The sequence below is a fragment of the Porphyrobacter sp. TH134 genome, from assembly GCF_002855495.1.
In the GTDB taxonomy this organism is placed as follows: domain Bacteria; phylum Pseudomonadota; class Alphaproteobacteria; order Sphingomonadales; family Sphingomonadaceae; genus Erythrobacter.
In genome coordinates this window covers 56,839-80,346 of the sequence record NZ_PKRO01000006.1, presented here as the reverse complement: position 1 = coordinate 80,346, position 23,508 = coordinate 56,839, and the positions used below count along the sequence as shown (strand labels likewise).

The following is a 23,508-nucleotide window of genomic DNA, read 5'->3' as shown; positions in this document are numbered from 1 at the left end:
ACATTGCTGCACTGCACATAAGCGGTAGTGGGGGTCGATGCAGGGGCGGAGCGCAAGTTTCGACGAGATGTTTGATGGCGAGGGCCGCACACGCCCTGCCTATGCCGAATATTGTCGCTGGTTTCATGAACAGCCGCCCGAGCTGATGCGCCGCAAGAACCGCGAGGCGGATGACACTTTCCGCCGCACGGGTATCACCTTCAACGTCTATGGCGAGGATGCCGCCGAAGAACGGCTGATCCCGTTCGACATGGTGCCGCGTATCATTACCGCCGCCGAATGGCGCAAGCTGTCGAAAGGGATCGAACAGCGGGTGCGGGCGCTCAATTCCTTCCTTTACGATCTGTACCACCGGCAGGAAATCGTGCGCGCTGGCCGCCTGCCCGAACGCCTGCTGCGCGGGAATGATGCATGGCTGGCCAATATGGTCGGCTTCACCCCGCCGGGCGGGATCTATACCCACATCGTAGGGATTGATCTGGTGCGCACCGGGCCGGATGATTTCTTCGTGCTGGAAGATAACGCGCGCACCCCGTCGGGCGTGTCCTACATGCTGGAAAACCGCGAGACGATGATGGGGATGTTCCCCGATCTGTTCAGCCGGGTGGCGGTCGAAAGCGTGTCGAACTATCCGCGCCGCCTCGCGCGCTCTCTGGCCGCCTGCGTTCCGCCCGCCTTTACCGGCGGCAAGCCGACGGTCGCGGTACTGACACCCGGGATCTACAATTCGGCCTATTTCGAGCACGCCTTCCTCGCTGACCAGATGGGCGCCGAACTGGTCGAAGGCAGCGATCTGCGGGTGACCGAGGGGCGGGTGCAGATGCGCACAACGCGCGGTTACAAGCCGATCGATGTGCTCTATCGCCGGGTCGATGACGATTACCTTGATCCGCTGACCTTCAACCCCGACAGCGCGCTCGGCGTGCCGGGGATCATGGATGTGTACCGCGCCGGCGGGATCACCATCGCCAACGCGCCGGGCACCGGGGTGGCTGATGACAAGGCGATCTACAGCTTCATGCCCGAAATCGTCGAGTTCTATACCGGCGAAAAGCCGCTGCTGCCCAATGTGCAAACATGGCGCTGCGCCGACAAGGATAGCCTGGCTTACGTGCTCGACAATCTGGCCGAACTGGTGGTCAAGGAAGTGCATGGATCGGGCGGTTACGGGATGCTGATCGGGCCGACCTCGTCCAAGCGAGAGATTGCCGCCTTCCGCGAAAAGCTGGTGGCCAAGCCCGATAATTACATCGCCCAGCCCACGCTCGCGCTGTCGACCTGCCCCATTTACACCGCCAAGGGCCTCGCCCCCCGGCACCTTGACCTGCGGCCCTTCGTGCTGGTCAGCCCCGAAGGCATCGACATCACGCCGGGCGGGCTGACGCGAGTGGCGCTGAAACAGGGTTCGCTGGTGGTCAATTCCTCGCAAGGGGGCGGCACCAAAGATACCTGGGTGCTGAAGGATTGATGCTGTCATGCTAGGCCGGACCGCCAACAGCCTGTTCTGGATGTTCCGCTATCTTGAGCGGGCCGAGAACACAGCGCGCCTGCTGGAAGCGGCCCTGCGCATGGCGCTGACCCGCGATCTGGTGACCGCCGAGGCGGAATGGCGATCGGTCATTGCGACGCTTGGCCTGCGCAGCGCCTATGAAGCGCTGCATGACGGATATGACGGGATGCAGGTCTGGAATTTCGTCCTGCGCGGGCCGGCCAATCCGGGCAATGTCCGCAACATGTTCGGCGGGGTGCGCAGCAATGCGCGGATGGCCCGCACCAATATTTCGTCTGACGTCTGGGAAGCGGTCAACGAAAACTGGATGCGGCTTGAAAAGCTGCTGGCGCGTCCGGTGGGGCAGACGATGGTGGGTGAGGCGCTGTCGGCCATTCGCCGCGCCGGCACGCAGGTTCACGGCGCTTTTGACGGATCGATCCTGCGCGACGAGGGCTATCACTTCGCCCGCGCGGGCACTTATATCGAGCGGGCCGACAGCACTGCGCGCATTCTCGATATGAAGTATTTCCTGCTGCTGCCCTCGCTCTCTTATGTGGGTTCCAGCCTTGATACCGGGCAGTGGGAACAAGTGCTCAGATCAGTCGCGGGCGCGCGGGTCTATAGCTGGCTTAACGCCGGGCAGATCGAAGCGCGCGGAATTGTGGAATTCGTGGTGCTAGATGATCGTTTCCCCCGCAGCCTTGCATTCTGCCGCAACGCCCTGCGCGAGAACCTTGCGGCCCTTGCGCGGATGCACGCCGCCGATGGGCGCTGCCACGGCTTGATGCGCGATTCCGACACGCACATCAGCCACCTTACGGTCGACCAGATCTTCGAGCAGGGGCTGCATGAGTTTCTGGTCGATTTCCTCGCCCGCAACGCTGCGATTTCGCAAGCGATTGCGCAAGATTACCGGTTCCACGCATGAGCAAGCTCACTCTCCAGATCCGGCATTCCACCCATTATGCCTTCGCGCAGCCGGTGGTTCACGCGCTCCAGCGGTTGCGGCTGACGCCCAAGGCCACACAGGGCCAGCGCATTATCGATTGGCGGATGACCTTCGAGAACGCCCATGCCGAACTTCAGTATGACGATCAGCATTTCAACCACGTCACGCTGATCGGTCTGGCGCCGGGCGCGCGCGAAGTGACGGTGACCTGCGAAGGCGTGGTCGAAACCGAGGATAATGCTGGGGTGATCGGGCGCCATTCGGGCCACCTGCCGCTGTGGAGCTTTCTGCGCCAGACCCCGCTGACCCGTCCGGGCGCCCGGCTGCGCGCGCTGCTGCGCGAGGCGCAGGGATCAGGGGGCGCGGCACCGCTCGCGTTCCTGCACGCGCTGTCCGGCTTGATCCGCGAGCGGGTGACCTATGAAGCCGGGCGCACGCACAGCGCGACCACCGCCGAAGAAGCGGCCACCCACGGCTACGGCGTCTGTCAGGATCACGCCCATATCTTCATCGGCGCCGCGCGCGCTGGCGGCATCCCGGCGCGCTATGTCAGCGGTTATCTGATGATGGATGACCGCATTCAGCAGGAAGCCACCCACGCCTGGGCCGAAGCCCATGTCGAAGGGCTGGGCTGGGTCGGCTTTGATGTCTCCAACGGGATCAGCCCCGATCCGCGCTATGTGCGGATGGCGACAGGCAGCGATTACCGTGATGCAGCGCCCGTCACCGGCATTAGCTTTGGCAGCACGGCAGACGAGGTGCTCACCGTGGGTCTGACCGTCGAAGCCCGTTCACCGACCGGACAGTTGCAGCAACAAGGCCCCGGTACAGGCCAGCAGCAAAGCCAGTCCACGCAATAACCCGCTGGGCACAATCGCGCCCTTTGCGCCGGCTTGCGCTTCGCGCTAGGGCGCGGCGCTTGTGGGCGGAACAACAAGGATGACAGCATGACCTATTGCGTTGGCATGGTGCTCGACAAAGGCCTCGTGCTGATGAGCGATACCCGCACCAATTCGGGCGTCGACAACATCTCCACCTTCCGCAAGTTGTTTCAGTGGAGCGTGCCGGGCGAACGCATGATCGCGGTGATGACGGCGGGTAATCTCGCCACCACGCAGGCTGTCATCAGCCAGCTGGAAGAACGCACCAAGGCTCCGTCCGAGCGTGACAACACGCTGCTGAAGGGGCCAACCATGTTCCAGGTCGCCACTGAGATCGGGCGGCTGCTGCGCACCACCATCGAAACAGCGCAGGCCGTGAACGGCGAAAGCGGCAAGGGACGCTTTACCGCGACCATGATCGTCGCCGGGCAAATCGCAGGCATGCAGCCGCGCCTGTTCATGATCTATCCCGAGGGCAACTTCATCGAGGCGAGCTGGGATACGCCGTTCTTCCAGATCGGGGAGACCAAGTACGGCCGTCCGATCCTGATCCGCGGCTATGACCGGGGGATGAGCTTTGAAGATGCGATCAAATTGCTGATGGTTAGCTTCGACTCGACCCTGAAGGCTAACCTGTCAGTCGGATTGCCGCTGGATTTGCTGGTGATCGGCAAAGACGCTTTTGCAGCCACACATGAACACCGCGTGACTGCCGACGATGCATATTTCGACACGATTTCATCAGGTTGGGGTGATGCCTTGCGGGCGGCGTTCCATTCCCTGCCGCCTTACCGGATGCGCGATGACGCTTAGGGTTAGTCCTGATCTGCATCCGTTCCGGATGATAAAAAGCAATAGTTTCAAAGTGTTGATTACCGGTGGATATGGTAAATCCTCCGGATTGGCGGCGCTCTTGCGTGTAACCTTCCGGCGGTTGCCGCACAGATAATCGCATGACACGCAAAGCCTCCCTCCACTTCATCGACTCGTGCAGCCGCCAGCGCGCCGAATTGGCGCGGGTCGGCTTTAACCTGGGCCATCACTGCGAGGTGTATGGCGATCTGTCCGAGCTGGGGGTTCACCCCCCGCGCGAAGGGATCATCATCGCCCGCGACACCGCCGAAGAAGGCGGGGTGGGCATGATCCTCGACCGGCTCGGCCGCCTCGGCATCTGGTTGCCGCTGATTGCAGTGGACGTTCAGCCGCGCCCCGGCCGCATCGTCGAAGCGATCAAGGCCGGCGCGCTGGATTACCTCGCCCTGCCGCTTGATCCGGAACGCTTTACCCGCTGCCTGATGCGGATCGAAAAGGAAGCCGAACAGTTCGGCGCCGCCCGCCGCCGGATGATCGAGGCACGCGACCGGATTTCGACCCTCTCGGGACGAGAGCGCGAGGTGCTCGATTGGCTCGCGGAAGGCAGCAGCAACAAAGCAATCGCCCGCGAACTCGACATCAGCCCGCGCACGGTCGAAATTCACCGTGCCAACATGATGACCAAACTGGGCGCGCGCCACGCCGCCGAAGCAGTCCGGTTGAAGCTGGAGGCCAAGCTGGAACCGAGGCTGAGAGCCTGACCCGCGCTCATGTGATGGCCCGTGCGCGAGGGCGATGAATGTTAAGAATTACCCCCGGCGGCTCTGCTGCGCTCCACAGGCGCGGCGGGGCCGCTAACCATAGGGCGGGGCAACGTCGGGCGTTGGCAAGGCAGGCTGGCCGCTACCGGTCCCTCCGTCACCCCTGCCGCTCAGCGGCAAAACTTGGCGCCGGTGCCTTCCAGATGGAAATGATCCTCGTGCGCGGCGTTGTATTCCGGCCCCAACACTGTGCCAAAACGCTTGCACGCGCTCTTGTGAACCACCCGCAGGAACTCGCGCGTCGCACCATCGCCGCCGTGCCAATCGCGCTTCAGCACGATCCGCCGTCCATCGGCCAGCACAAAGGCTGACACGTCAATCGCCTCGGCCCGTGCATGGGCTGATCTGCGTTCCGTCCCCGCGACATTGCGGCAGGAATAGGAGCCCATCGTTTCAATCCGCGCGACCGGACTGCCCAACAGCTGCCGCGCTGCGCGGTCCACCCCGAAGCGCGCCCAGTCGCCAAACGCCTTGGCAACACCGCAGCGCACCGGCCCCATATTGGCCAGCGTCAGCGGTGCACGGTCGCCCGCCAGAGCCATCAGTTGCACCGTGCCCAGCTTGTTGCAGCCGGGGGCGGCATAGGTATCGGGCAGGGGATCGAAGCGCGCGCCGCTCGCGCCAAGGTCGGCAAGGCAGCTGGCATCCTCGGGCCGCGGTGCCTGGCTTTGGCGCACCGAAGCGATAGGCACAGCTGGGCGCGCCGGAGCGCGTGCAGTCTGGCTCGGCGTGCCCGGTGCAGCGCCGCCGCTGCTGCCTCCAGGGATCAGCGAGCCGCAACCGGCGAGTATCAGCGCGCCTGCCATTGCCGCCACTCTGCCAAGATGTGCCATGTCCTTCATAGGTAGGCACTATTGCGCAGGCATACTTAATCCCCCGACAACAAACTGGGTTAAGAAAGCCTTACGTAATTACCGGGAGCGGTTAACGGTGGTCAAACCAAGGCGGCGATATCGGGGGAGCTTATGCCGGTGTACGGGCCGGGGATGTCACCACGCTGACCACCACGATGGCCAGCAGCGATGCAATGAAGCCCGGCATGATTTCGTAGAGGCCAGCGCCGCCGCCGAGTGCCTCGGGCAAGGTGCTGTTCCAGCCCAGCGCAATCCAGCCGGTCACCACCCCTGCGCCGGTCACCAACCCTGCCACTGCGCCCGCGCCGGTCATCCGGTCCCAGGTCAATGCCAGCAGAATCAGCGGACCGAACGCGGCGCCAAAACCGGCCCAGGCGTTGGCCACCAGACCCAGCACCTCGCTGTCGGGGTCCGCTGCGATCACCAGCGCGGCTGCCGCCACCAATGCCACCGACAACCTTCCGATATTCACGGCCTCGCGCTCGCTTGCGTTCCGGCGCAGGAACAGGCGGTAGAAATCCTCGGTCAGCGATGAGGAGGAGACCAGCAACTGCGATGAAATCGTGCTCATGATCGCAGCCAGCAGCGCGGCATAGAGAAAGCCGGTCACCGCCGGGTGGAACAGGATCCCCCCAAGCAGGATGAAGATCGTCTCAGGGTCGTCAACCACCAGCCCGGTGGTTTGTGCATAGGCGCGCCCGGCCAGGCCCACCACCACCGCGCCTGCCAGCGATATCACCATCCAGATCATGCAGATCCACCCGGCCAGCGGCACGTTTTCGACCCGGTCGATGGCCATGAAGCGCACAATGATATGCGGCTGGCCGAAATAGCCCAGACCCCATGTTACCGCGCTGATGATGCCGATCGCCGTTGCGCCGTGGGTCAGGCTGAGAAACCCTTCCTGCGGCACGGCGGACAATGGCACGGCGCTGTCGGTGCCGAAGAAAATCACCAGCGGCATCACCACCAGCGCGGTCATCATGATCATGCCTTGCACGAAATCGGTCAGGCTCACCGCCAAAAACCCGCCGATCATGGTGTAGACCAGCACGATCCCGGCGGTGATGAAGATCCCGAGCATGTAGTCGCTAAGATCCGCCTGCGGCAGCACATCGGCAAAAGCGGTCTCGAACAGCTTGCCGCCGCCTACCATGCCCGAGGCGGTGTAGATGGTGAAGAAGCCGACGATGATGATGGCCGAGACGACCCGCAGCAGCGTCCCGCTTTCAGGAAAGCGGTTGGCGAGGAACTGCGGAATGGTGAGCGCATCGCCCAACCGTTCGGTCTGTTCGCGCAGACGCGGGGCAACGATAATCCAGTTGGCTGCCGCGCCAATGGTCAGGCCGATCGCGATCCACGCTTCCACCAACCCGCCTGCAAACAACGCACCGGGCAGGCCGAGCAGCAGCCAGCCTGACATATCCGATGCCCCGGCGCTGAGCGCGGTCACCGCCGGGCCAAGCCCGCGCCCGGCCAGCAGGTAACCGGCGCTGTCGGCGCGGGTCTTGAACCAGGCATAGACCCCGATGGCAATCATCAGGACGAAATAGGCGGCAAGGCTTGCCAGCGTGTAAGCGTTCATGGGGCCGTGGCCTAACGCGCTCGCGCCCGCTTGGCCACTGTGCCCCAGCCGTTATCCCTAGCGGACGAAATCAGCTGTCCTTCTTGCGGCGCATCTTCTTGCGCTCGTTCGGGTCAAGCTCGGCCTTGCGCAGACGGATCGAGAGCGGGGTCACTTCGACCATTTCATCATCGTCGATGTAAGCAATCGACTGTTCCAGCGTCATGCGGCGCGGCGGGGTGAGGCGGATCGCATCATCCTTGCCGCTCGAACGGACGTTCGACAGCTGCTTGGCCTTCATCGGGTTGACTTCGAGATCGTCGGGCTTGGCGTTCTCGCCGATGATCATGCCCTGATAGACCTTCATCTGCGGCGCCACGAACAATTCGCCGCGCTCTTCCAGCATGTTCAGCGCATAGGCATTGGCTTCGCCATCGCCGTTGGAGATCAGCACGCCGTTGATGCGGCCTTCGATGGGGCCCTTGTAGACATCATACTTCTCGAACAACCGGTTCATGATCCCGGTGCCGCGCGTGTCGGACAGGAATTCGCCGTGGTAGCCGATCAGGCCCCGTGACGGGGCCGAGAAGGTGATGCGGGTCTTGCCCACGCCCGAGGGGCGCATCTCGGTAAGGTCGGCCTTGCGGCGCTGCATTTTCTCGACGACCGTGCCGGAGTGCTCGTCATCCACGTCGATAACGACGGTTTCGTAAGGCTCCATGCGCTTGCCGCCTTCTTCGCGGAACAGCACGCGCGGGCGGCTGATGCCGAGCTCGAAGCCTTCGCGGCGCATGGTTTCGATCAGCACGCCCAGCTGCAATTCGCCGCGCCCGGCGACTTCGTAGGCATCCTTGTCTTCGCTTTCGGTGACGCGGATGGCGACGTTGGTTTCCGCCTCGCGCAGCAGGCGGTCACGGATGATACGAGTGGTCACCTTGCTGCCTTCACGCCCGGCGAGCGGCGAATCGTTCACCGAGAAGCGCATTGCCAGCGTCGGCGGATCGATCGGCTGGGCGGCAATCGGCTCGCTCACCGAGGGATCGCAGATCGTGTTGGCTACGGTCGCCTTTTCGAGGCCGGCCAGCGCGATGATGTCGCCAGCGCGCGCGATTTCCACCGGCACGCGCTCCAGCCCGTCAAAGCTCATCAGCTTGGTCGCGCGGCCGACTTCGACGACCTTGCCGTCCATGTCGATGGCGTGGATCGGATCGTTGACGCGGATTGTGCCGGACTGGACGCGGCCGGTAATCACGCGGCCCATGAAGTTGTCGCGATCAAGCAGGGTCGCAAGGAAGCTGAACTTGGCATCGGGATCGAGGCCGGGGGCAGGCACATGCTCGATGATCTTTTCGAACAGCGGCGCCAGGCTGCCTTCGCGGCGGTCCTGATCTTCGCTGGCATAGCCATCGCGGCCTGAGGCGTAGAGCACCGGAAACTCAAGCTGGTGATCGTCGGCATCAAGGCTGACGAACAGATCGAACACTTCGTCGAGCACCTCCTGCGGGCGGCCATCGGGACGATCGATCTTGTTGACGACCACGATCGGGCGCAGGCCCAGCGCCAGCGCCTTGCCGGTCACGAACTTGGTCTGCGGCATTGCGCCTTCCGCGCTGTCGACCAGCAGAATCACGCCGTCGACCATCGAGAGGATACGCTCCACCTCGGCGCCGAAGTCGGCGTGACCGGGGGTGTCGACGATGTTGATGCGCGTGGTGTTGCCATCGGCGCCGTGCCATTCGACGCTGGTGCACTTGGCAAGGATGGTGATCCCGCGTTCCTTTTCGAGATCGCCCGAATCCATGGCGCGTTCTTCGACCCGCTGGTTTTCGCGGAAGGTGCCCGATTGGCGGAACAGCTGGTCGACCAGCGTGGTCTTGCCGTGGTCAACGTGAGCAATGATGGCGATATTTCTGAGGGCGGACGACATGCGCAAAAAACTTCCGGTGAAAGCCGGATGCAAGGCATCCGGGGCAGGGTAAACAGGCGAGGCGCGAAGGGCGCACTGCGTTAGGCAAACTATATGGCGGGTTAGCGACAGCCCCGGACGCTACGGCATGCGCCGTGGACCGTCCATGTGCTGCGATGCAACATCGCCGCGGCGCCTAGCGCAAGGATGCGTCCGGGGCAAGCGTGCGGGGGCAACAGGTGCCACCAGAGCCGGATTTCACTGTTACTCTTGCGCAACATTAACCCGATTTGCCTTGCAAAAGCACGGGGCGGCGGGTTGTCCGGGGCGTTTGGCTGGCCTATCACCTCGTCCGAACGACTGCGGGAGAGAGCGCACAGCAAAGTGCGTGCCAGCAACATGGCGCCGGGGTCGGGGATTTTTTTGGAGAGGAGCTTCCATGCGTTCGACCATCACCGGCACTGCCGGCTCATATCGATTCATCCTGCTTGCAGGCGCCGCAGCAGCAGCGCTCGCGCTGCCGGGCACCGCGCTCGCGCAGGATGCCGGCGATCAGGCTGACGCCGCCGAGGCCGAAGCGGATATCGACACCGGCAACCAGATCATCGTCACCGCGACCAAGCGCGCCCAGACCTTGCAGGATACGCCGGTCGCCGTTTCGGTCACCACCGCCGAGACCATCGAACAGGCCCAGATCCGCGACATCGCCGATATCTCGTCGGTCGTTCCCTCCCTGCGCGTCTCGCAGCTGCAAAGCGCCTTTGCGACCACCTTCTCGGTGCGCGGCTTCGGCACGGACGGCAACAACCTGGGTCTCGAACCGTCGGTCGCCGTGTTCGTCGATGGTGTTTACCGCAGCCGCGCGGTCTCGCAGATTTCGGACCTTCCCAACCTCCAGCGCGTCGAAGTGCTGCGCGGTCCGCAGTCAACCTTGTTCGGCAAGAACGCCAGCGCGGGCGTGATCTCGCTGGTGACCAAGGCACCTTCGTTCGAACTCGAAGGCAGCGCCGAAGTGTCTTACGGCAACTATGACGCAATGGTCGCGCGCGGCTACATCAGCGGCCCGCTCAGCGATACCATCGCAGCCAGCATCGCTGGCGGGATCAACAAGCGTGATGGCTTTGTCACCAACGGCTTCAATGGCGATGATCTGAACGATCGCAATCGCTGGTTCGGCCGGGCTGACGTGTTGTTCGACAACAATGAAAACTTCACCTTCCGCGTGATCGGCGACTGGGACGAACTCGATGAAAAGTGCTGCGCGGTTGCAAACCTGCGTCCTGCGGCGGAAACCGGGTTGATCCAGCTGATCGGTGGCCGCGTCAACGCGCCGGGCACCGAGCTTGACGATGTGGTCTTCACCGATGTCGTGCCGTTCAACAAGGTGCGCAACTGGGGCGTTTCGGGCCAGGCCGATTACGAATTCGGCAACATGGCGCTGACCTCGATCACCGCTTACCGTGACACGCGCATCCGCGCCAATCAGGACGTCGACTTCACTAGCGCAGCGCTGGCGACCGGCGCCAATATCGGCCAGTCGGACATCAAGACCTTCACGCAGGAACTGCGTCTGGCGTCGGACTTTGACGGCCCGCTCAACTTCCTCCTCGGCGGATATTACTTCAACGAAGATCTTGAAACCGCTGACCAGATCCTGCTGGGCCGCGATTTCCGCGCCTATGCCAACGGGCTGGTGCAAGCCGCAAGCGGCGGGGCGTTGAATGTCGCAGCGCTGGAAAACCTGTTCGGCGCGGCGCCGGGCACCTACTTTGCCGACGGCACGGGCTTCTTCAATGAATTCCGTCAGGAGAATGAGGCATACTCAATCTTCGGTCAGCTTGATTTCGATGTGACCGACCGTCTGACCCTGACGGTGGGGGCGAACTACACCAAGGACGCCAAGGATGTGACCTCCAACGGCCGCACCACCGACGCGTTCTCGCAGGTTAACCTGGTCACCGCTGGTGGCCGCGTGCTGACCAACCAGGCGATCGCGACGCAGGTGGGTAACGCACTTGGTCTGGGCCGGCTGGCCACGGCGGCGGAAATTGGCGGCTTTGCCACCAATCCCGCCACGGCTGGCTTCTTCCCGGCAATTCAGGCGGGTGCAACGGCCTTCGGCCAGCTTAACGCTGGGCTGACCCCTGCACAGGCGGCGGCTGATGCGAACCCGCTGACCACGGGCAACCCGTTCCTCGGGCTGGCTGCATTCCAGTTCCTGCCTCCGATCGTCAACATCCCCAACGCGGTGGAAGATGGCCGCACGCGCGATGACAAGGTCACCTATCTGGCGCGTGCCAGCTATGAAGTCACCGACACGCTGAATGCCTATATCAGCTATGCGACCGGCTTTAAGGCCAGCTCGTTCAACCTGACGCGCGACAGCCGTCCGCTGCCGGGCGACTTCTCGCAGATCATTTCGCAGGGTATCGGCGTGCCAAACCTGCGTCCCGGAACGCGCTTTGCACTGCCCGAGGAATCGACCGTTTACGAAGTGGGCCTCAAGGGCAACTGGGGCATCGCGGGCGCCAACTTCACCGTGTTCCTGCAGACGCTGGAAAACTTCCAGTCGAACACCTTCGTGGGCAATTCCTTCGTGCTGGCCAACGCGGGCGAGCTGGAGACCTTCGGGATCGAGTTTGATGGCTACGTCAAGCCGACCGACAGCCTCACGCTGAACCTGGCGCTGACCTACCTCGAGCCCGAATACAAGAGCTTCCCCGGCTCGCCCGTGGGCGATCTCAGCGGCCAGACGGTGCAGGGCATTCACCCGCTCAGCGCCTCGTTCGGGGCGACCTGGGACAAGGAACTGGCCAATGGTGACCGCTTCATCGCGCGCGGTGACTACCAGTACGAAGCGCCCATCCAGGTGCTTGACGGCCTGACCAACTTTGTCGGGGTGAACCTTGATGGTTCGCAGAACTTCGATGCGGCGCGTCTGGCGGCCCGCCCGTTCGTGCGTGAAGTCAACAACGTGAACGCGTCGGTGACCTATGCGCTGGCAATGGGGCTGGAATTCACGCTGTGGGCGCGCAACCTGACCGACAACCGCTACATCACCACGATCTTCCCGTCGGTGGCGCAGGGGCAGTCGATCTCGGGCTATCCCAACCAGCCGCGCACCTATGGCGGCCTGGTGCGCTTCCGCTTCTGATAGCGGGCATGATCATCTAACAGGGGAGGCCCCGCGCTGTGATGGCGCGGGGCCTTTTTTGTGGGCGGACCGGTTAAAGTTCGCGCAATGCCCGCGCCGGCTTCGCCCGCAAGAGCGGCAGCGACCCGGCCAGCGCGAAGCCCAGCACCAATGCGATGCCGAGGCCGAGCACGCCGAGCACTTGCCCCCAATCGGGCAGCCAGTCGAATTCGAACAATTGGGTGATGACAACCCAGGCCAGCCCCCCGCCAAGCCCCAGCGCCACCAGCGCCAGCACGCCGGCAAGCAGGCCATATTCGGCCAGTTGCAGCAGCAGGATCTGCCGCCGGCTTGCGCCCAGCACGCGCAGCATGACCGTATCATAGGTGCGCGAGGCCCGCGCGGCTGCAATTGCGCCCATCAAGACCGCAAGGCCCGCCAGCACTGTCACCGCTGCGGCTGCCAGCGTTGCAAGGCTCACCTGTTCCAGCAGCTTACGCGCCTCGACCAGAATGCCCCCCACTTCGATCACCGAGGATGAGGGCATCTCCTTGACCAACGCCCGCAGCAATTGCCCGCGCGCGGCGGTGTCCGCGCCTTCGGGCAGATCGATGGTGGCCGACAGATTGTGCGGCGCATCGCTGATCGCATTGCGGCTGAACACCAGCGCGAAGTTGAAGCCCATGCTCTCCCAGTCGATCTCGCGCAGGTTCGCCACCCGTGCGGTGCGCTCGACGCCGAGGATGCCGATGGTGAGGTAATCGCCCACCTCCAGCCCGACCGCGCGGGCAAACTCGACATCGACCGAAACCAGCGGTTCGCCCGTGTGAAACGGGCTCCACCATTGGCCATCCACCACGCGGTTGCCTTCGGGCAGGGTATCGGCATAGGTCAACCCGCGCTCCCCGCGCAGCGCCCACGCGCCGTCGGGGATTTCCTTCAGATCGGCCACGCGAGTCATGGTGTCTTTCGGCCCGTAGGCGATCACGGCCCCCCGCATGGTCGGCACGGTGCGGATCGCAGCCTTGGGGAAGTCTTGCTGAACCAGCGCGAAGAAACGCGGCTCCTTGGCCTGCGGCACGTCGAGCACGAAGTAATCGGGCGCGGCATTGGGCACGCGCCGGGCGATATTGCCATCAATCGCGGTCTGCACCGCAGCCAGCAGTACGAAGGCGGCCAGCCCGAAACCCAGCGCTGTGACCAGCGAACCTGTCGGCGCGCCGGGACGGTGGATATTCGCCAGCGCACTGCGCAGCAGCGGATTGGCCGGGCGGGGCAGGCGGCGGGCAAGGGTCTGAATCCCCCAGCCAAGCCCCGCCAGCAGCACCAGGGCGCCGCCAGCGCCGAGCAGGAACCCGCCTGACAGCATCGGCTGATCGGTGGTCAGCAGCGCCAGCGCGCAGATGGCGACAAGGCCGAGCGCGGTGGCAAGCAAAGCGCGCCGATCACGCGATAGAGGCACAATCCCCGACCGCATCAGCGCCATCGCCGGGTAAGTGCGCGCGCGCAGCAAGGGCGCGGCGGCAAAGGCGAAGGCCACCAGCAGGCCGTAACTTGCCGCCAGCAGCAGCGCGCCCGGTGCAATGATGAAGCCGCTTTGAACCGGCAGCAGCCCTTGCAGCGCGCCCGCCAGCAGCGGTGTCACCAGCACGCCTGCGGCCAGCCCCGCAAGGCTCCCCGCCAGCGCGGCAATGCCGATCTGCATCGCATAAATCCGCACAATGTCGCCAGACGTCGCGCCCAACACTTTCAGCGTCGCAATGCTGGTGCGGCGCTGATCGAGATAGGACGACACGCCGCCCGCAATGCCGATGCCGGCAATCACCAGCGCGGCAAGACCCACCAGCGTCAGGAAATCGCTCATCTGCCGCACAAACCGATCCGCGCCGGGCGAGGCGCGGTCGCGGGTGCGGATGTCGAAGCCCGCGGTGGGGAATTGCCGGGTCAGCGCCTCCTCTACACCTTCGGGATCACGCGCCGGATTGGCAAAGGCGATCCGGTGCTTGCTCTGATACAGCGCGCCGGGTTGCAGCAATCCGGCCTTGGCGGGAATATCCTGCGCGACGATAATCGTCGGGCCGAGCTGGAAACCTTCGGACAGGCGATCAGGCTCGTCCTGAATGATGCCGCCCACGCGCAGCGTCACCGTGCCGACTTTGAAGCTGTCGCCCACAGCGATGCCGAGCCGTTCCAGCGCGGTCTGGGCGATCCATGCGTCATTGCCGGTGGGTGCGCTGACAGTGCGGCCATCGGTCAGGGTCAGGGTGCCGAACATCGGCCATTTGGCGTCGACGGCTTTGAGTTCAACCGGCGCGGCGGCATCAGGCGTGCTGGCCATCGCCTGCATCCGGTAGCCGCTGGAGATCGTGCCGTAGGCGGCCAGCGCCGTGCGTTCTTCGGGCCTGAGGTCGCGCTGCCACACCTCGACTTCCAGATCGCCGCCCAGCAGCTCCTGCCCGCTGGATTCCAGCTCGCGCTCGATCGCGTTGGTTAGCGTGCCGATGGCTGCCAGCGCCGCCGTGCCGAGGAAGATGCACACCAGCAGCAGCCGCAGCCCCTTGAAGCGCGCATTGAGATCGCGGCGGGCAATGGCCCATGCTGTACCCAGCGGCATGCTCATGCCTTGCTGCCTGCCGTGTCCGATACGATCACGCCGTCCGCCATCGTCAGCACCCGCTCGCAGCGTGCGGCGAGGCTGGCGTCATGGGTGATGATCAGCAGCGTCGCCCCGGTTTCGGCGCGGCGGGCGAAGAGGAGGTTGATGATCTCCTCGCCGGTCGCTGCATCAAGGTTGCCTGTGGGTTCATCGGCGAAGATCAGGCCGGGGCGCGGCGCGGTGGCGCGGGCGATGGCGACGCGTTGCTGCTCGCCCCCGGAAAGCTGGGTGGGATAGTGCCCGGTGCGGTGACCAAGGCCAACCGCTTCCAGCTCGGCCAGCGCGCGCGGGGCGGCATCGGGCATGGCGGCCAGTTCCATCGGGGTGGCGACGTTCTCGGCCGCCGTCATGGTCGGCAGCAAGTGGAAGGCTTGCAACACAATCCCGATCCGGCCCCGGCGTGCGGCGGCAAGGCCATCTTCGGTGAGATTGGTGAAATCCGCGCCCGCCACAGTCAGGCTACCGCCGCTGGCACGCTCCAGACCAGATAATACGGCCATCAGCGAGCTTTTGCCCGAACCCGAAGGGCCAAGCAGCGCGACGATTTGCCCCTGCTCGATATCGAGGTCGATGCCCCGCAGGATCGTCACCGGCGCAGCCGCGCTGCCGAGGGTGAGGGTGAGGTTACGGGCGCTGATTGCAAGAGAAGGGCTTGTCACGGGGTTCCGATGGCATAGGTGAGAGGCGAGATAAGCTACAGCTAAGGATGGTGTGCGGATGCACAAGCGCGTTTGGTCGAAAATAGGCGTCGTTGGCGCAGCTTTATTCATGCTGGCCGCCTGCGGCGATGCGGCGGATGAAGCTGCGCCTGCGGGCGAGGTGGCCGCTGATGGTCAGCCCGCGCTGCCCGCCGTGCCGGTGATGGGGCCGGAGCGCAAAATCATCGCCTTCGGGGACAGCCTGTTTGCAGGCTACGGCCTCGACCCGCGCGATTCCTATCCCGACAAGCTGGAAAATGCGCTCCGGGCCAAGGGCGTCAATGCCGATGTGGTCAATGCCGGGGTGTCGGGCGATACGACGGCGGCCGGGCTCAACCGCTTGGAATTCACGCTCGCCGCGCAGGACACGCCGCCCGCGCTGTTCATTCTGGAACTGGGCGGCAATGACCTGCTGCGCGGGATTTCGCCTGAGGAAACGAAGGCGAACCTGGCCAAGATGCTGACTGTTCTACAGAACCAGAAGGTGCCGGTGCTGCTGATGGGGATGCGTGCCCCGCCCAATTACGGGCCGGACTATCAGGCCGAATTCGATGCGATCTACCGCGATCTCGCCAAGGAATATGGCGCGGCGCTGATCCCGTTCTGGCTTGAGGACATTTACCGCGAGCCAGCGCTGTTCCAGGCCGATAAAATCCATCCCACCGCCGCCGGGATCGAGCGGTTGGTGGGCGCGACCTTGGCGCAGGTCGAGGGTGCCTTGCCGCCGCCAGGTGGGGTCTAGAACGGTTTAGACCCGCTCTACACCCCCGCCAGACACCCGCCAGACAGCCGATTCCTCGCGGATGGCATCGAAGGGGGCGAGTTCGGTGCCGGTCATCCAGACCTGCGCGCGGCCTTCGCGCAGCCGCCGGAACAGTTCGATCCGGCGGACGGGATCGAGGTGAGCAGCGACCTCGTCCAGCAGGAGAACGCTGGGGCGGCCCGCCGCGGCAAGGATGCCGTGGGCCAGCGTGATCGCGATCAGCATCGCCTTTTGCTCGCCGGTCGAACAGGCGGCGGCGGCCTGGCCGGTGGAGGCCATTTTGACCTGCAATTCATCACGTTGCGGCCCGGTCAGCGCACGGCCAGCGGCCCGGTCACGCGGGCGGTTGCGGGCGAGGTCTGCGCGCAGGGCCGTCTCGTCCAGCGGCCCGCCGGGCAGGTAGGAGAGGGCTGGGCGGGCAAAGGGTTCAGGCGGGAGGGCCGACAATTCATCGGCGAGCCGAGCGACGAGCTGGATCCGGGCGCGCGCCACCGCCGCGCCGTGATCGGCGGCCTGTGTCTCGATTGCGTCCAGCCAGCGCGGATCGCCACCTGTTTCCAATAGCTTGCCCCGTTCCCGCAAGGCGGTTTCCAGTGCGTTCACCCGCCGCGCGTGATCGGGCGCGATGGCTAGCGCCATACGGTCCATGAACCGCCGCCGTGCGCCTGCGCTATCGGTAAAAAGGCCGTCCATTGACGGGGTTAGCCAGCTGATCGCGAGCCATTCGGCAAGGCTCGCCGCACTGGCCGGGGCGCTGTTGACCCGCACCAGCCGCCGCCCCGGCTGGCCGTCTTCGGTATAGGTGCCGATCCGCGCCGAGACCGTGCCGGCCTCCGTCAGGTTCGCGCCAATGGCAAAGGGCAGGGGAGGGTCACTCGGCATTGCCCGCCGCGCCAGATCGCCAAGGTTCGCCCGCCTGAGCCCGCGCCCCGGCCCGAGCAATGACAGCGCCTCCAGCAGATTGGTTTTCCCCGCCCCGTTTTCGCCCACCAGCAGGTTGATATGCGCCGTCTCGTCAAGCGAGGTCGCAGCGTGGTTGCGAAAGTTTTCGAGGGTGATCCGGCTGAGGCCCATGGCTTTGCGGCGGTTAGCACAGGGGGCCGATTTGGCCAGAGCGCAACCGCCAAAACCGGCAATCCTAACCCTTGGTGCAATTTCCCAATCTTTCGCTTGGCTGAACGGGCTGTTTGCTGGGTGACAGGATCGAAATGGCAGTTTTCCGCCATTTTTCGAGTTTGGCACGCCTCCTGCAATCTCCTTTGCATCCCCCGGAACGGTCCGGGACAAACACAAGACACACCAAAAGGAGACCTCATATGTTCGCTACCGAAACTTCGAACCGCCTCTTCGCTGCCGCTTTCTCGGTCGTGATGTCGGCCGCTTTCTTCGCCTATGCGATCATCCCCGCCAGCCCGGCCCTCATCGCCTGATCTTTGAACGCCTGACCAAAAGGACCCGATATCATGTTCCGCTCTGACAACTTCGCCCGCCTTGCTTCTGCCAGCTTTGCCGTCGTCCTGACGATCGCCAGCTTCGCTTACGCTATCGTCCCCGCCAGCCCCGGCCTGATCGCCTGAGCCGCCAACCCGCCTGTTTGGAGACAGATTGAAATGAACGACATCATGGGCACGTCTGGCAGCAAGCCGCCACGCGCCGGGTTCCGCCTCGACAAGCGCCAGGGCAAGGTCTTCGGCGTCTGCGCCGGGATCGGCAACTATTTCGGCATCGACACCATGCTGGTGCGGGTCGGCTTTGTGCTGGCGACACTGCTGGGCTTCGGCAGCCCGGTGCTGATCTACCTGGCGGTCGCGCTGATCGCGGATTGAGTGCAGCGACCAAAAGCGGTTCCCGGTTTTCGGGCCGCTGCACCTGATTGAACACAACCGGGAAGGGGCCACAGCGGCCCCTTCTTTTTTCACATCGCTGAAATGCCGCCGTCCAGCTTCAGCTCCGCCCCGGTCATGAAGCGGCTTTCGTCGCTCGCAAGATAGAGCACCGCGTTGGCAATATCATTGGGCTCGCCCACGAATTTCAGCGGGATCTGCCGCGCCAGCTTTTCCAGCAGCACATCCTTGTCGAGCGAGGCGGCCTTTGCCGTGCCATCCAGAATGGGTGTGTCCACGAAGGTCGGGTGCACCGAATTGCAGCGGATGTTCATGCTCTTCTTGGCGCAGTGGAGCGCAATCGACTTCGACAGCATCCATACCGCCGCTTTCGACGCATTATAGGCGGGCATGGTGTCGCTGGCGATCAGGCCTGCGATGCTGGAAATGTTGATGATCGATCCGGGCGCATGTTGGCGCATCAGCGGCAGGGCCTTCTGGCAGCCATGAAAGATCGAATTGACGTTGATGTCAAAGCAGCGCTGCCAGTCGCCAAAATCACAAGCCTCGATATTGCTCGGAACGCCGATGCCGGCGTTGTTGACCAGCACGTTAAGCCCGCCGAGATGTTGGCGCGCGGCGTCCACGGCGATTTCCCATTGGGCCGGATCGGTCACGTCATGCGCGATGCCGTAGGCGGTGCCAGCGCCCATTTCGGCATTGATGATCGCAGCCGTTTCCTCGGCGCCTGCACCGTTGATATCGGTCGCCAGCACCCGCGCGCCTTCTTGCGCCAGCCGGATGCAATGCGCGCGGCCAAGGCCCTGCGCGCCGCCGGTGACGAGGGCCATTTTGCCCGTTACTCTGCCTGCCATAATGTAATCCTCTCCCAGATATCCCGGTGTCAAACGCCCAAAAAATTCATGAATAGGGCGATCCGCACGTCAACCGCGTGGCCAGCCCGCCGCCATTCGGCCACGAAGCGCGAAAGATCGCGCAAGGCAACCCGGTGGACGGTGATATTCTCCCCTTCCGTGCCGCCGCCTTCGCTGACACGTTCCAGACCCGTCGCCCGCAATAGCGTGAAGCATTCCGACACCATGCCGGGCGAGGAATAGAACTCGCCCAGCACTTCGAGCATGCCGGCGCGGTAGCCTGTTTCCTCTTCCAGTTCGCGTGCGGCAGCGGTGGTCGCCTCCTCGCCTTCACCGCCAGCGTCATCGCCGACCAGCCCTGCGGGGATTTCAAGGCTGAAACGGCCGAGCGGGACGCGGTACTGGCTGACGAGGATTACGTGGCGGGTGCCGTCCGGGTCATCATCAAGCGCGATGATCGCAGCGGCGCGAATGCCGCGTGCACGGCCGACATATTCCCACCGGCCGCGCTTTTTGGCGGTGATGAAGCGCCCCTCCCACATCACCTCTTCGGGCAGGTCGGCGTCGCGGTCTTTTTGCACGGGAGGCTCCGTCGGGTGAGGCAGATTGCCGCCCTTCGACAGGCTCAGAGCGAGCGGGTCAAGCGCTAAACCTCAATCAGCCGGTCGGGCAGTTCGTTCACGTCGTCCGCGCCGCGCGGGAAATGCTGGGCCAGCACGAAGCCAACGTCGCGGATGCCGACCGCCAGCCCTTCGGCGACCTGTCCCTTGCGGATGTGGGCCAGCATATCGCCCATCGCCTCGCCCCAGACTTCGGCAGGGACGATCGCGGCGATGCTTTCATCGGCGACAATCTCGGCCCGGTGTTCGCGCATGGAGAGGTAGATCAGCACACCCGTGCGCCCCGTGGTGCGGCGTTCCGCGCCGACCTTGAACTGGCGCACCGCCTGGCCGTGGACGCGGATGGTTTTGGTGGGGCCGGGGATCAGCGCGAACTTCAGCGGTTCCCATTGCTGCACCAGCAGCACGGCGAGGAATTTGAGCAGGCCGAGCCCGATCACCATGCTGGCAAGCTCGCCCGTGGTCCATTCATGGCCCCAGCCGCCGATTGCGGCATCCCAGGCGTTGAGAAAGGGCAGGGGGAAGGCCGCAAACACGCTCATCGCGGTAAAGGCTGCCCCTGCTGCCCACAGCAGCGCCACATCGGTGTAACCGTCCGAACGGTCGGCCAGCACGGTCACAATCTCGCCCGAGGTTGCGCTTTCGGCTGCGGTCACCGCTTCGCTGACCAACCGGCGACCGGCATCATCAAGATAGGCCATGCGCTACCATCCTCCCGAGGCGCCGCCGCCCCCGAATGAGCCACCACCGCCGCCGAACCCGCCGCCGCCGCCAAATCCGCCGCCGCCGCCCCAGCCGCCGCCATCATCATCGCCGCCGGAGAGCAGCCCGCGGGCAATCGCGCTGCCGACTTCCCACAAGATGATGTCCCGCGCCGTGTCCGATACGTCACGGCCACGCTCACCCCATGGGCCTGAGCCCTTGGAGCGATATTTGCGCCGCCGTCCGCGCCCAGCCATGATCGGCAGGACGAAAAAGAAAAACATGAAAGCCAGCCAGATCAGCACGCCGATGGGAAAACCCCCATCGCTTTGCCGCGCCTTGCCTGCTTCCGCGGCAACCTTGGCGGCCTCTTCGGGTGGCAGTTGCAGCTGAGCGATGATCGCGTCGGTTCCGGCGACGATGCCGCCGGGAAAGTCGCCGTCGCGGAAGCGCGGCAAGATCTGGTTTTGAATGATCAGCGAAGACAGCGCGTCGGTCAGATAGCCTTCAAGCCCATAGCCCACTTCGATCCGCACCTTGCGATCATTGGGTGCGATCAGCAGCAATGCGCCGTCGTTGCGCTCCTTGTCGCCCAGGCCCCAGGCGCGGCCGAGCTGGTAGCCGTAATCGGAAATGTCGTACCCTTGCAGGTCCGGGATGGTCGCCACCACCAGCTGGCGCTGCGACTGTGTCTCCAGCGCGGCAAGTTTCGCCGTCAGCTGGGCCTCAGCCTCGGGCGAGAGGATGTCGGCATTGTCGACCACCCGCCCCGTCAGCGCCGGAAATTGCGGCTGCGCGGCGAGCGGGCCGGCCAAGGGGCCAACCAGCCACGCCGCCGCCAAGGCGAGCGCAAGGATCAGACGGCGCAGCACGCCTGTCAGTTCGATGTCATGTCAAGCTGCGGAGCGGCTCCTGCGCCAGCGGTCACCGCCTTGAACGGCACCATGGGATCAGCGCCGTGAATGATGTTCGCGCCGATCGAATCCGGGAAGGTGCGGATCGTGGTGTTATATTTGCGCACAGCCTCGTTGTAATCGCGGATGGCCACGGCGATGCGGTTTTCCGTGCCTTCCAGCTGGCTTTGGAGCGCGAGGTAGTTCTGGTTCGACTGGATGGTCGGATAGGCCTCGACGCTGGCAAGCAGGCGGCCGATGCCGGCGCCCAGCTGGCTCTGCGCGGCGGCGAATTGCTCCATCTTGGCCGGATCATTGAGATCATCACCGGTGATGTTGACGCTGGTGGCCTTGGCGCGGGCTTCGGTCACCTGGGTCAGGATCGTGCGCTCGTTCTCGCCTGCACCCTTGGTGACTTCGGCAAGGTTCGGGATGAGGTTGGCGCGGCGCTGGAATTGCGCCTCAACGTCGGCCCATTTGGCCTTGGCTTCTTCTTCGGCTGCCGGCACCGAATTGATCCCGCAGGCGGAAAGGCTGAGGGCGGCAGCAGCCGCAAAGGCACCGCGCAGCATGGTGGTGAAATTCATCGTCAATTCCCTCCTGATCGCGCGGGGCGGGCCCGGCGGGGTGTTCCTGTATTGCGGATATAGCACACCACTTCGCCCGTTCAAGCAGAGCAGGCGCAGTACCATGGCTTGGCAGAGGCCGCAGAGAGTGCCAGAACGCGGCAAACAGCAAGCATAAAGGGGACTAACATGCTGTCAGAATTCAAGGCCTTCATCGCCAAGGGCAATGTCATCGATCTGGCTGTCGGGGTCATTATCGGCGCGGCATTCGGGGCGATCGTCAAGTCGCTGACGGACGAGGTGATCATGCCGATCGTCGGGGCGGTTGTGGGCAGTATCGATTTCTCCGATATCTACATCGTCCTGTCGGGCAATGTTGCGCCCGGAACCCCGCTGGCAGCCGCGCGCGCCGCCGGGGCCAATGTCCTGGGGCTGGGGGCGTTTGTATCGGTCGTGATCAACTTCCTGATCCTTGCCTTCGTCATCTTTCTGATGGTGCGTTACGTCAACAAGATCACCGCGCAGTTCATAAAGCCCGCCGAAGCGGCGCCTGCCGGTCCGACCGAGGTGGAACTGCTGGCGGAAATCCGCGACGCGCTGAAGAAGTAACGCCGCGCTCACTTCACATTCAGGATTGCCGCGCTATATCAAGCGTGCCGGTTTCGACCGGATATGGCGATAAACTGCTGCGTGAAATAGATGCAACGGACCCGGGGGCAGTACCCGGCGGCTCCACCATTTGGGCCGAGCAACCAGGGCGGCACGCGTGAAGCGTGGCGACCGAGCGGCTCAGCTGATGGGGCCGAACCAGGATCGACGTGTGTTGAAAGACGTAGTTTTTGCCCGGGCTGAGTAACCCGCATAAGGCTCAAAAACCATAAGTGCCAACGATAACGAAGCACTCGCAATCGCTGCGTAATTGATGGGCTAACGCCCTTCTTTTACTAGGCTAAAAAGCGCGGTTGGACCGAACCGGGCAACAGAATCGGAGACCGGGGGCCCGGGGCGGGCCTAGCAACAGAACCGCCCCACCCGTCTTCCGAGCGAGAGCATAAGCCTGTCGACCGGTGCAACGGTCCTCCGCCCCTTTCACAAGAACGCGGGTACGTAGCAACAGAAACCCCCACCTTCCCCCAAATCGCTATGCCCAAACCGCGCAGATCGTGCGGCGCTATTCGGCCCGCTCGCTGGCCCGCATCGCCAGCACTTCCTGTTCCAGCTTCAGGCAATCGAGGATTTTCGCGCCCGCCAGAAACACCGCGCCGGTGGTGGCGAGAAACAGCAACTGTCCGCCAATGCCCGGATACTGGTCCAGATAAGCGCTGCCCCGCGCTGTCGCCCCAAGCGCCAGCGCATAGATGATCAAAAACGCCTCGAAGCGGTTTTTGATCACGAACAGCCTTCCCAGCTTGCGCAGCATGGCGTCTCCCGGACCTTGTGCGACCCGGCGGGGGCTGAGTCGCTTTAACACTGTGGTAACCCTACGCCTGTGCGGGGCG

General features: G+C 64.1%; 23 protein-coding genes and 1 other RNA gene. 12 read left to right on the top strand and 12 right to left on the bottom strand.

All coding sequences use genetic code 11. The features are described from left to right. The first annotated feature begins 37 nt into the window (after positions 1-37). From C0V72_RS04625 to C0V72_RS04605, 5 genes are all read left to right on the top strand, one after another. The gene (locus tag C0V72_RS04625) at positions 38-1,468 is read left to right on the top strand and encodes a circularly permuted type 2 ATP-grasp protein (RefSeq protein WP_101792051.1); all 1,431 of its coding nucleotides are present in this window, start codon (positions 38-40) and stop codon (positions 1,466-1,468) included. A 7-nt stretch (positions 1,469-1,475) separates the two neighbouring features. Then, the gene (locus C0V72_RS04620) at positions 1,476-2,420 is read left to right on the top strand and encodes an alpha-E domain-containing protein (protein ID WP_101792050.1); all 945 of its coding nucleotides are present in this window, start codon (positions 1,476-1,478) and stop codon (positions 2,418-2,420) included. Beyond that, positions 2,417-3,301 carry a transglutaminase family protein gene (locus C0V72_RS04615; protein ID WP_101792049.1) on the top strand — a complete coding sequence of 295 codons (885 nt, stop codon included), beginning with the start codon at positions 2,417-2,419 and terminating at the stop codon, positions 3,299-3,301. Before C0V72_RS04620 ends, C0V72_RS04615 begins: the two co-directional genes overlap by 4 nt. An 87-nt stretch (positions 3,302-3,388) precedes the next feature. Further along, positions 3,389-4,135, top strand: coding sequence for a peptidase (locus C0V72_RS04610; protein WP_101792048.1), 747 nt, complete (start codon positions 3,389-3,391; stop codon positions 4,133-4,135). 140 nt (positions 4,136-4,275) lie between these two features. Continuing rightward, positions 4,276-4,896: a response regulator transcription factor gene (locus C0V72_RS04605; RefSeq protein ID WP_101792047.1), complete on the top strand. Its 621-nt coding sequence runs from the start codon at positions 4,276-4,278 to the stop codon at positions 4,894-4,896. A gap of 170 nt (positions 4,897-5,066) precedes the next feature. On the opposite strand, the gene C0V72_RS04600 is transcribed toward C0V72_RS04605, so the two are convergent. From C0V72_RS04600 to typA, 3 genes are all read right to left on the bottom strand, one after another. Next, a complete protein-coding gene (locus C0V72_RS04600; protein ID WP_101792095.1) occupies positions 5,067-5,789 on the bottom strand; it encodes an extensin-like domain-containing protein in 723 nt (240 codons plus the stop codon). 130 nt (positions 5,790-5,919) lie between these two features. Next, complete coding sequence (gene putP / locus C0V72_RS04595; RefSeq protein WP_101792046.1) at positions 5,920-7,395, bottom strand: sodium/proline symporter PutP; 1,476 nt, start codon at positions 7,393-7,395, stop codon at positions 5,920-5,922. Between the two features lie 70 nt (positions 7,396-7,465). After that, positions 7,466-9,301, bottom strand: a complete 1,836-nt coding sequence (gene typA / locus C0V72_RS04590; protein ID WP_101792045.1) for a translational GTPase TypA — start codon at positions 9,299-9,301, stop codon at positions 7,466-7,468. 418 nt (positions 9,302-9,719) lie between these two features. Between typA and C0V72_RS04585 the strand changes: the two genes are divergently transcribed. Continuing rightward, positions 9,720-12,434 (top strand): TonB-dependent receptor, encoded by a 2,715-nt coding sequence (locus tag C0V72_RS04585; protein WP_101792044.1) that lies wholly within the window; start codon positions 9,720-9,722, stop codon positions 12,432-12,434. Between the two features lie 73 nt (positions 12,435-12,507). Here the strand turns inward: C0V72_RS04585 and C0V72_RS04580 are convergent, their stop codons facing one another. Both C0V72_RS04580 and C0V72_RS04575 read right to left on the bottom strand, forming a co-directional pair. Beyond that, a complete protein-coding gene (locus tag C0V72_RS04580) occupies positions 12,508-15,033 on the bottom strand; it encodes an ABC transporter permease (RefSeq protein WP_101792043.1) in 2,526 nt (841 codons plus the stop codon). Beyond that, on the bottom strand, positions 15,030-15,728 hold the full coding sequence (locus C0V72_RS04575; RefSeq protein WP_101792042.1) for an ABC transporter ATP-binding protein: 699 nt from the start codon (positions 15,726-15,728) through the stop codon (positions 15,030-15,032). Before C0V72_RS04575 ends, C0V72_RS04580 begins: the two co-directional genes overlap by 4 nt. Before the next feature lie 109 nt (positions 15,729-15,837). Here C0V72_RS04575 and C0V72_RS04570 point away from each other — a divergent pair, with 109 nt between their 5' ends. Further along, entirely contained in the window at positions 15,838-16,509 is a 672-nt protein-coding gene (locus C0V72_RS04570; protein ID WP_233999777.1) for an arylesterase, read from the top strand. Between the two features lie 6 nt (positions 16,510-16,515). Here C0V72_RS04570 and recF read toward each other — a convergent pair whose 3' ends face one another. Continuing rightward, complete coding sequence (recF, locus tag C0V72_RS04565; RefSeq protein ID WP_101792040.1) at positions 16,516-17,604, bottom strand: DNA replication/repair protein RecF; 1,089 nt, start codon at positions 17,602-17,604, stop codon at positions 16,516-16,518. A gap of 242 nt (positions 17,605-17,846) precedes the next feature. Between recF and C0V72_RS16515 the strand changes: the two genes are divergently transcribed. The 3 genes from C0V72_RS16515 to C0V72_RS04560 are packed head-to-tail and all read left to right on the top strand — an operon-like array spanning position 17,847 to position 18,356. Next, a complete protein-coding gene (locus C0V72_RS16515; RefSeq protein WP_199797768.1) occupies positions 17,847-17,960 on the top strand; it encodes an enoyl-CoA hydratase in 114 nt (37 codons plus the stop codon). Between the two features lie 33 nt (positions 17,961-17,993). Continuing rightward, entirely contained in the window at positions 17,994-18,107 is a 114-nt protein-coding gene (locus tag C0V72_RS16510) for an enoyl-CoA hydratase (protein WP_199797767.1), read from the top strand. 33 nt (positions 18,108-18,140) lie between these two features. Continuing rightward, on the top strand, positions 18,141-18,356 hold the full coding sequence (locus C0V72_RS04560; protein WP_101792039.1) for a PspC domain-containing protein: 216 nt from the start codon (positions 18,141-18,143) through the stop codon (positions 18,354-18,356). 89 nt (positions 18,357-18,445) lie between these two features. Here the strand turns inward: C0V72_RS04560 and C0V72_RS04555 are convergent, their stop codons facing one another. The 5 genes from C0V72_RS04555 to C0V72_RS04535 form a co-directional block, all read right to left on the bottom strand. Next, positions 18,446-19,228 (bottom strand): SDR family oxidoreductase, encoded by a 783-nt coding sequence (locus tag C0V72_RS04555; RefSeq protein ID WP_101792038.1) that lies wholly within the window; start codon positions 19,226-19,228, stop codon positions 18,446-18,448. 29 nt (positions 19,229-19,257) lie between these two features. Continuing rightward, on the bottom strand, positions 19,258-19,770 hold the full coding sequence (locus C0V72_RS04550; protein ID WP_101792094.1) for an NUDIX hydrolase: 513 nt from the start codon (positions 19,768-19,770) through the stop codon (positions 19,258-19,260). 104 nt (positions 19,771-19,874) lie between these two features. After that, positions 19,875-20,549, bottom strand: a complete 675-nt coding sequence (locus C0V72_RS04545; RefSeq protein ID WP_101792037.1) for a TPM domain-containing protein — start codon at positions 20,547-20,549, stop codon at positions 19,875-19,877. A 3-nt stretch (positions 20,550-20,552) separates the two neighbouring features. Then, entirely contained in the window at positions 20,553-21,422 is an 870-nt protein-coding gene (locus C0V72_RS04540) for a TPM domain-containing protein (protein WP_101792036.1), read from the bottom strand. 5 nt (positions 21,423-21,427) lie between these two features. Beyond that, on the bottom strand, positions 21,428-22,030 hold the full coding sequence (locus C0V72_RS04535) for a LemA family protein (RefSeq protein WP_101792035.1): 603 nt from the start codon (positions 22,028-22,030) through the stop codon (positions 21,428-21,430). Between the two features lie 168 nt (positions 22,031-22,198). On the opposite strand from C0V72_RS04535, the gene mscL reads away from it, so the two are divergent. Together mscL and ssrA are read left to right on the top strand one after the other, a co-directional pair. Beyond that, on the top strand, positions 22,199-22,618 hold the full coding sequence (gene mscL / locus C0V72_RS04530; protein WP_101792034.1) for a large conductance mechanosensitive channel protein MscL: 420 nt from the start codon (positions 22,199-22,201) through the stop codon (positions 22,616-22,618). A gap of 8 nt (positions 22,619-22,626) precedes the next feature. After that, positions 22,627-23,003, top strand: a transfer-messenger RNA (tmRNA) gene (gene ssrA, locus C0V72_RS04525). A gap of 177 nt (positions 23,004-23,180) precedes the next feature. On the opposite strand, the gene C0V72_RS04520 is transcribed toward ssrA, so the two are convergent. Continuing rightward, entirely contained in the window at positions 23,181-23,429 is a 249-nt protein-coding gene (locus C0V72_RS04520) for a hypothetical protein (RefSeq protein ID WP_101792033.1), read from the bottom strand. Between the last annotated feature and the right edge of the window lie 79 nt (positions 23,430-23,508).

What these genes read in the sequence shown, in the direction of transcription:
- mscL (WP_101792034.1), top strand. Translation starts at nt 22,199, where the DNA reads ATGCTGTCAGAATTCAAGGCCTTCATCGCCAAGGGCAATGTCATCGAT.
- putP (WP_101792046.1), bottom strand. Translation starts at nt 7,395, where the DNA reads ATGAACGCTTACACGCTGGCAAGCCTTGCCGCCTATTTCGTCCTGATG.
- C0V72_RS16515 (WP_199797768.1), top strand. Translation starts at nt 17,847, where the DNA reads ATGTTCGCTACCGAAACTTCGAACCGCCTCTTCGCTGCCGCTTTCTCG.
- recF (WP_101792040.1), bottom strand. Translation starts at nt 17,604, where the DNA reads ATGGGCCTCAGCCGGATCACCCTCGAAAACTTTCGCAACCACGCTGCG.
- C0V72_RS04580 (WP_101792043.1), bottom strand. Translation starts at nt 15,033, where the DNA reads ATGAGCATGCCGCTGGGTACAGCATGGGCCATTGCCCGCCGCGATCTC.
- C0V72_RS04550 (WP_101792094.1), bottom strand. Translation starts at nt 19,770, where the DNA reads ATGTGGGAGGGGCGCTTCATCACCGCCAAAAAGCGCGGCCGGTGGGAA.
- C0V72_RS04600 (WP_101792095.1), bottom strand. Translation starts at nt 5,789, where the DNA reads ATGGCACATCTTGGCAGAGTGGCGGCAATGGCAGGCGCGCTGATACTC.
- C0V72_RS04555 (WP_101792038.1), bottom strand. Translation starts at nt 19,228, where the DNA reads ATGGCAGGCAGAGTAACGGGCAAAATGGCCCTCGTCACCGGCGGCGCG.
- C0V72_RS04615 (WP_101792049.1), top strand. Translation starts at nt 2,417, where the DNA reads ATGAGCAAGCTCACTCTCCAGATCCGGCATTCCACCCATTATGCCTTC.
- C0V72_RS04605 (WP_101792047.1), top strand. Translation starts at nt 4,276, where the DNA reads ATGACACGCAAAGCCTCCCTCCACTTCATCGACTCGTGCAGCCGCCAG.
- C0V72_RS04585 (WP_101792044.1), top strand. Translation starts at nt 9,720, where the DNA reads ATGCGTTCGACCATCACCGGCACTGCCGGCTCATATCGATTCATCCTG.
- C0V72_RS16510 (WP_199797767.1), top strand. Translation starts at nt 17,994, where the DNA reads ATGTTCCGCTCTGACAACTTCGCCCGCCTTGCTTCTGCCAGCTTTGCC.
- C0V72_RS04520 (WP_101792033.1), bottom strand. Translation starts at nt 23,429, where the DNA reads ATGCTGCGCAAGCTGGGAAGGCTGTTCGTGATCAAAAACCGCTTCGAG.
- typA (WP_101792045.1), bottom strand. Translation starts at nt 9,301, where the DNA reads ATGTCGTCCGCCCTCAGAAATATCGCCATCATTGCTCACGTTGACCAC.
- C0V72_RS04545 (WP_101792037.1), bottom strand. Translation starts at nt 20,549, where the DNA reads ATGGCCTATCTTGATGATGCCGGTCGCCGGTTGGTCAGCGAAGCGGTG.
- C0V72_RS04570 (WP_233999777.1), top strand. Translation starts at nt 15,838, where the DNA reads ATGCTGGCCGCCTGCGGCGATGCGGCGGATGAAGCTGCGCCTGCGGGC.
- C0V72_RS04620 (WP_101792050.1), top strand. Translation starts at nt 1,476, where the DNA reads ATGCTAGGCCGGACCGCCAACAGCCTGTTCTGGATGTTCCGCTATCTT.
- C0V72_RS04560 (WP_101792039.1), top strand. Translation starts at nt 18,141, where the DNA reads ATGAACGACATCATGGGCACGTCTGGCAGCAAGCCGCCACGCGCCGGG.
- C0V72_RS04610 (WP_101792048.1), top strand. Translation starts at nt 3,389, where the DNA reads ATGACCTATTGCGTTGGCATGGTGCTCGACAAAGGCCTCGTGCTGATG.
- C0V72_RS04535 (WP_101792035.1), bottom strand. Translation starts at nt 22,030, where the DNA reads ATGAATTTCACCACCATGCTGCGCGGTGCCTTTGCGGCTGCTGCCGCC.
- C0V72_RS04625 (WP_101792051.1), top strand. Translation starts at nt 38, where the DNA reads ATGCAGGGGCGGAGCGCAAGTTTCGACGAGATGTTTGATGGCGAGGGC.